Source organism: Wolbachia endosymbiont of Drosophila seguyi (genome assembly GCF_028981765.1).
Taxonomy (GTDB): Bacteria; Pseudomonadota; Alphaproteobacteria; order Rickettsiales; family Anaplasmataceae; genus Wolbachia; species Wolbachia pipientis.
This window is the reverse complement of the sequence record NZ_JAPQLM010000154.1, coordinates 1-6,702: the sequence shown is the minus strand read 5'-3', so window position 1 is coordinate 6,702 and position 6,702 is coordinate 1. Positions and strand designations below refer to the sequence as shown.

At 33.0% G+C, this 6,702-nt stretch carries 6 protein-coding genes and 1 pseudogene; 1 reads left to right on the top strand and 6 read right to left on the bottom strand.

Annotated features, from left to right (window positions below; genetic code table 11):
* Positions 1-154: 154 nt before the first annotated feature.
* Genes nusB through yidC form a run of 3 tightly spaced genes read right to left on the bottom strand, consistent with a single transcriptional unit; the run spans position 155 to position 2,752 of the window.
* Positions 155-637 carry a transcription antitermination factor NusB gene (gene nusB / locus OZD62_RS03955; protein ID WP_007549265.1) on the bottom strand — a complete coding sequence of 161 codons (483 nt, stop codon included), beginning with the start codon at positions 635-637 and terminating at the stop codon, positions 155-157.
* Positions 637-1,065 (bottom strand): 6,7-dimethyl-8-ribityllumazine synthase, encoded by a 429-nt coding sequence (locus tag OZD62_RS03950; protein WP_275019471.1) that lies wholly within the window; start codon positions 1,063-1,065, stop codon positions 637-639. The genes nusB and OZD62_RS03950 overlap by 1 nt, the downstream gene beginning before the upstream one ends.
* Positions 1,043-2,752 carry a membrane protein insertase YidC gene (yidC, locus tag OZD62_RS03945; RefSeq protein ID WP_275019470.1) on the bottom strand — a complete coding sequence of 570 codons (1,710 nt, stop codon included), beginning with the start codon at positions 2,750-2,752 and terminating at the stop codon, positions 1,043-1,045. The genes OZD62_RS03950 and yidC overlap by 23 nt, the downstream gene beginning before the upstream one ends.
* A gap of 134 nt (positions 2,753-2,886) precedes the next feature.
* Between yidC and OZD62_RS03940 the strand changes: the two genes are divergently transcribed.
* A complete protein-coding gene (locus OZD62_RS03940) occupies positions 2,887-3,402 on the top strand; it encodes a TIGR02281 family clan AA aspartic protease (RefSeq protein WP_006279648.1) in 516 nt (171 codons plus the stop codon).
* Positions 3,403-3,408: 6 nt separating this feature from the next.
* On the opposite strand, the gene secF is transcribed toward OZD62_RS03940, so the two are convergent.
* From secF to OZD62_RS03925, 3 genes and pseudogenes are all read right to left on the bottom strand, one after another.
* Entirely contained in the window at positions 3,409-4,284 is an 876-nt protein-coding gene (secF, locus tag OZD62_RS03935; RefSeq protein WP_275019469.1) for a protein translocase subunit SecF, read from the bottom strand.
* A 200-nt stretch (positions 4,285-4,484) separates the two neighbouring features.
* Complete coding sequence (locus tag OZD62_RS03930; protein WP_316658092.1) at positions 4,485-6,479, bottom strand: hypothetical protein; 1,995 nt, start codon at positions 6,477-6,479, stop codon at positions 4,485-4,487.
* Positions 6,449-6,702, bottom strand: a pseudogene (locus tag OZD62_RS03925) (IS110 family transposase); the annotation flags it as partial. The pseudogene OZD62_RS03925 and the gene OZD62_RS03930, both read right to left, overlap by 31 nt.

Here is a 6,702-nt window from a genome sequence, read left to right as displayed (position 1 = left end):
AAATGGCTATTTTATAATGAATTTTGTCAGTAGCCACCAGATTTTTTCAGTTGCTATGCAACAAAGCCATTCCAGTGTCAAGCACTGGGATCTGGTAGACAATGTTCATACAGCAGCTACTCGGATGACACCTTGTGCTTGCTGGCTATAATTGCTAAGGATTTTTATTTAATTTAACTGCATCTTTTGCCTTATCCAATAACCCATTAATAAAACCAATTTCGCTTGGTTTATCAAGTAAATCAGATGCAATGTTAGTATATTCATTAATGACAACTGGAACTGGCGTATCACAATTAGCTAACTCACATATTGCAACACGCAAAATAGATAAGCTTATAAGATTTAACCGTGAAAGGGACCAACTTGGGTGTAAATAAGACTCTATTATTTTATCATATTCTTCACTGCTTTTTATAACCTTATATAACAAGTTTTCTAAGAACTGATGTTCAAATTCTTCACATTCAAATATATCTTTCAACTTATTTATGTAGTCCTTAAGCTCACAATTTTCCAGTTTAAAAGTGCTTTTGTTGTAACCTACGAAAATATTTGAATAAGCAATTTGTACAGCAAGAAATCTTGCCGTGCTTCTTTTTATGCGCCACTTTTTATCTACTGGTTTTTCCTCCATTATTTTAATTTATTGTGGAAATCTATCATACGCAAAACAGTTGAGGCTGCATGGCCACCAACGTTCTTTTTGTTTTTATCAGCGCTAACTAGTGCTTTATCTTTGCTGTCAGCGGTAATTACACCCATACCAAGGGGTATTGCATAACGCATAACAACCTCATTTAAGCCTTCAATTACTCCTTTACAAACATATTGATAATGATCGGTTTCACCGCGAATTACGCACCCAAGAGCTAAATAACCATCATAATTAGTATGCCCACTCTTGACTGCAAAAAGAATTGTAGCTGGTATCTCAAATGTACCAGGAACCTCAACTACATCGTAACTGGCATTACTGCCTTTTAATTTATCAATTGCACCTTCAAGCAAAAGGTTCGCTATTTCAGTATAATAAATCGAACTAACTATTAGTATTCTCGACATTTACTACCACTTTTTTTGTTAAAAACAACTTTATTAATGACTGTTGAATTAGAGTTATAATATTACTAAATATCCAATATATTACCAGGCCGGCAGGAAAAGAAGAAAAAATAAAGACAGAAATGTAAGGTAAAAACTTCATAACATTTACTTGAATATCATCTTTACTGGTTTGATCTTTCTCACTTAGCTTCTGCTGAATTATCATGGTGGCACCGAAAATTATAGGTAAAATGCCTATAGAAATAGGAAAGTTATAATTAAACAACCCAAATAATGTAAAGATGTTCGTTGGGTCAGGAGCTGAAAGATCCTTAATCCATAAAAAAAAAGGAGCATGCCTCATCTCTATAGTAACAAATAATACTTTATATAGAGCAAAAAATACCGGTATTTGTATTAGCATGGGAAAAATGCTCGACATTGGATTTACGTTGTTTCTCTTAAACAATGCAATTGTCTCTTTATGCTGCTTTAAGCTGTCATTTTTATACAACTCTTTTATACGAGTTAATTCAAGCTGCAGGCTTTTTACCTTAAACATCGAAATATATGATCTATTAAATAAGGAAAGCATCAAAAGTTTGATTACTAAAGTCAGCAATAATATTGCTAAGCCAAAATTTTTTAAAACGAAGTTAAAATATTCAAGCAGTAAAAACACTGGTTTAGTTATAAAGTAAAGAACACCAAAATCTACAGCTTTATCAAACAGGGGTATATTGAGAGTGTCCTTATAAGAATCCAGTAAATTCAACTTTTTTGCTCCAGCAAAAAAATAATTCACATTAGAAACGCTTGCACCAGGAAGTATGCTCTTGTAAGGTTTGACAAAATCTACTTGGAATTTATCAGTATTATTAACGTTTGTGTGTTTAATGCTTACATTTATTTTATCAGATTTTTCAGGTATGATGGCTGTGAGCCAGTATTTATCAGCAAAACCAAACCAATTTTTTTCACTCGTGCTTGCTTTTATTAAATGTTTTTTGGAAATATCCTTATATGTCCACTCCTCTAGTTTATTATCAAATGCACCCAGTACTCCTTCATGGGATATCCAATAAGATTCGTTGATATTGTCACGTTTACGGTTAATTTTACCATAAGGAACCAAAACTACATTATCCTTTGTATTATTTTCAACAACTTGCTCAACTTTAAACATGTAATTATCGTCGAGGTTAATTTTCATTCTAAATAAAATGCCATTCTCATTGTCCCAAGATAAATTGACCTCTTTTTGATTAAGTTTATCTGCTCGCCAGACTGCTTTAGAATCTGGAACTTTAATCTTGTTACTCGGATCGAGCCACCCAAATTCTGCAAAATATACATCTTTTGATTCTGCAGGTGACAGTAACACCACTTGTGGAGAAGAAGAACTCGGTTCTAAGTGGTAATTAGTTAAAATTAAGTCATCAAACCTTGCACCTTTCAGAGAAATTGATCCTTTAATCATGTTATTGGTTAAACTAACCCTCTGTTCTCGAGTAGAATTAATAATTTCAGAACGATTTTGGTATATTATAGGAGCAAGGTCGTTAAAAGATTCGATATGTTCAATATTTTCAATCAATGGCTGGTTTTGGTTTGTACTAAAAAAATTATCATAAATAATACGCCAAGACACCATGATTAACATGGAAAGGATAGCTGCCAAAATTAAACTTTTTGCTTCTGACATGAAATTAAATCAAACATATCTTCTTAAAGTGTATACTAAATATTGTACTAAAACAATGAAATTTACTTATTTTTAATAATAACTTTTAACGCTGATCTTTAAAATTTATTTTAATAGCTTCAAATTTTAACAATATGAACGCGGTGAAAAATCTAGTTATTTGGTTGCTAATAATAGCCACTACTGCAATGCTTATTGATTCACAAAGGGACAAACTAAGCGACAGATTTCTCAGTACTTTTTTACCATATAAAGGAAGAATTCAAAATAGCGGTCAGAATAGTGGAAGTATTGAATTTACGAAGTCATATGATGGACACTTTTATATTCAGGCTCAAGTCAATGATCGCAATATAACGTTTTTGCTTGATACTGGAGCAACCGATATTGTTCTATCACAAAAAGACGCATTACATGTTGGTATTAACTTACAAAATGTTCAGGATTTTAAAATATATGAAACTGCGAAAGGTCAAATAAAAGCTGGAGTGGTTCAAATACCTCAAGTTAAAATAGGAAATTTTTTGATTAATGATGTACAGGCAAGCGTTAACACTCATTCTATGTCTCATTCACTACTTGGAATGAGCTTTTTAAGGTATTTTCATTTCACTATAAGAGATAATAAGTTGATATTATACCGCGACTAAACACTTCTACAATCTACTTATCAAAGCTCTGTAGGTCAATATAGGAGCAGAAATAAATATTGCAGAACAAGTGCCAATCAAAATACCAAAAAAAATGATCAAGCTGAAGTCTCTCACTGCATCTGTGCAGATTAATACCAAAGGAAGAGCAGCAAGAAGGGTTGTACCAGAAGTTAATATAGTGCGAAATAATGTAGCGTTGATACTTGCATCTACTACCTCACTCATCCGCCCACTTTTACCACTCCTGCGATACTCTCGAATCCGATCATATATAATTACTGAGTTATTGATTGAATAACCAATGACAGTAAGGAGAGCTGCAACTGATGAAATATTAAACTCAATGCCAGTTAGGCTAATAAAACCAACAGTTAAAATCACGTCATGAATCAGTGCTGTTATTCCACTGAATCCACATTGCCAATTAAATCTAAACCAAACGTAAAAAAATATTCCAACAATCGCGATCAACATGGATAACATTCCTTCAAATATTCGTGTTGAGCTTATTTGTGGGCCAACATAGTCTATTTTACGATAGCTTATTGAGCTCCCCAGCTTTTCTTCTAGTATGCTTTTTATCTTTTTGATTTTATCTTCATCTCCTTCATCTTTAAAACGCATGACTAAATTATCACCCGCTTTTGAACTCTGCACTGTAAAACCATTTTCTTTTAATGCATCGAGAATAGAGTGATTCTCATCTGAAGATTTTATCTCTATCAAAATTCCGCCTGCAAAGTCCATGCCTAAGTTCACTCCACGCAGCACAACAGTGAATATTGAAAAGATGATAAGAATAATGCTAATTAATGCAGTCAAATCCCTATATTTACTAAACTTGATATCGAGGTTGTCTGGAATGAGTCTAAGTGCCATGCTATTTACTTAAACTTGAATTTTATATACTTTTCAAAAAATTCACTAGTTTATTCTGTGATTGTTTGATTATGTCAATTTTTCCATCAGTTAATTCTTGTCTGTCAATTAAGTTCTATCTAGCTTGCATACTACCATTTTGAAGTACATTACAAAAGCGAAATACTGCCAATTTGGCCCATCATTTTATCTCTGCAAGCTTATCCCCCCCTTGCTATGTTAGCAACGCAACCTAAGCTAGGTTCCTTCATAGCAGTGTTAGGTACACTGCCATATCTTTCAAAACTTTCATGCTCTATAGCTTCCTCAACACTTTTTCCTCCTAAAAGACAGTTTTCCCCTAAACTTTTTCCCCTATTTTTTAACTCATTAAGCCTTGCTCTGTTTTCCCCATCAATCTCCACTTTTATTTTATTGCTGCCTTTCTCACTAGGACTTAGATAAATACTTATCTCTCCTACCTCAGTAGTAAAAGACATTTCAATACCACCTTTTGAGACATCCATGTAATTTCTTTTTCCCCCTATTTCTTCTACATTTTCAACTCTTACTATACTTTCTCCAATTTTGAGTATGCCAACTCTTAAATTTAAGTCTTTGGCTTTTTCATTGTTTAGGATTTCTGCAACTTCAACAATACTATCTTGCGAGTACTCTATACAAAAATATCTATTATCCTTGTCTACTCCTAATACATTTTGAGTCTGCTTGCTTTTGTTTACAATACTTTCATATGCTAAACCTTTTAGCTTGCTTTCAATTTCCTTACATTTCTCAGAAAGACCATCATCAAATCCATTACAAGTAACTATCTGCTCAAACTCATTCCCATCGAAAAAATTATGGCGTTTTACTTTCCCACCTTCTAACAATAAATTACTAACAATGCTTTTGATAATGTCCTCTTCGGACACTTCATTTTTTCTGTTACAGTTTTGATCTTCACTTTCTTTATTACAGTTTTGATCTTCACTTTCTTTGTTACAGTTTTGACCTTTACTTTCTTTGTTACAGTTTTTATCTTTACTTTGATAGGGAAAGTTATCAAATACAAAAGTGTTACTTCTGTTACTTATATGACTACCACTAGTAAGATCTTTTATTTCTTCAAATACTGTATTTGTTACAGTTTTGTTACAACAACTACATTTTAAATTTAACATTACTTCTTTTTCTAAGTATTTAGCTACTATGCACTTAATACTTTCTGGAGTATTTTTTATATCTTTTTGTTCATTTTGTTCTGTTATACCTCTCACCTCCCCACAGCATTTATCAATCAGATCCTGTTTACTTTGAGTTAACGACATTTTTAGTTTCATAAAAAGTGAGTCTTTTAGAAAAGGATTATCATCTTCTAGGTCCCGATCATTTTCTGAATCCAAATCATCTGTTAACTCCATTGAATCAAGATTACCTGAACTATAGTACGAACCCTTTTTTGAGTCCGAACTATCTTCTGAGTTCCCATCACTATCTGACCAATTGTCAACTTTCGGAAATTCTGAGCTTTTCTGTTCACCTTCAAAAGTCTGATTACTACCACCAGCGCCCTTTGTCAAATTTTCTTTATTTTCACAAGAACCACCTAAAGAATAGCCTTGACCCTCTTCTTGATCTGAAGCACTTAATTTACTATAAGTTGCTTGACTATAACCATTGAAGTTATAACCTAAACCATTACTACCATGCTGTAAAGGATCGCTTTCAAAAGTTTGTGAATTATCACTTTCACCTAACAAACCACCATTTGTTGGATTACATACATTTTCTGTATATTTTTGATTATTTTGTGCTTCTATTTTCCTCTTCTTGTACAACGGTTCAAACTGATCAATTTCAATCGATCGTACTCGTTTCCTTGAAGGAAAGTCCTCTGGAATCTGATCCTCATCGTCAGAATTGTGACCTGAATCACAAATTACATGATCATTGCAGGTAGAATTATGCTCTTGACTAATCAAGGAAAGCTGAATTAGATTGCTAAAAACAATATTATCTAGCTGTACTGAATCAGTACTTTCAAAAATTTGTGGATTATTACTCACGTCTGGCAAATCACCTGATAAACCAGTCTGATGATTATTTTCACCTACCCAACCATCAGTTGGTGTTGGAATGCATATTCCTGTATATCTTTGGCTTCTAAGAAACTTCCCATTAGTTATTCCTGTTGAACTAAGATATAACCGAATTCCTGTGCCTTTTTGATTAAATTTTTTACAACTTTCTCTTTGTAACGTGTTTCATAATAATCTATTCCTCTTTCTACATATTCTTGTCCATACTTCAACATACTATAAAAGATACATGCTAATTTCCTTGCCGTAGCAGTAATCGCTTTTGGTGCACCTAGTCGTTTTTTTAACCTTCTACAATATGCACCTATTCCGCTATTGCTTCTTGATACACAGTGAG

Excerpts from the sequence above, each read along its gene's own strand:
- secF (WP_275019469.1), bottom strand. The coding sequence starts at position 4,284 with ATGGCACTTAGACTCATTCCAGACAACCTCGATATCAAGTTTAGTAAA.
- yidC (WP_275019470.1), bottom strand. The coding sequence starts at position 2,752 with ATGTCAGAAGCAAAAAGTTTAATTTTGGCAGCTATCCTTTCCATGTTA.
- OZD62_RS03940 (WP_006279648.1), top strand. The coding sequence starts at position 2,887 with ATGAACGCGGTGAAAAATCTAGTTATTTGGTTGCTAATAATAGCCACT.
- nusB (WP_007549265.1), bottom strand. The coding sequence starts at position 637 with ATGGAGGAAAAACCAGTAGATAAAAAGTGGCGCATAAAAAGAAGCACG.
- OZD62_RS03950 (WP_275019471.1), bottom strand. The coding sequence starts at position 1,065 with ATGTCGAGAATACTAATAGTTAGTTCGATTTATTATACTGAAATAGCG.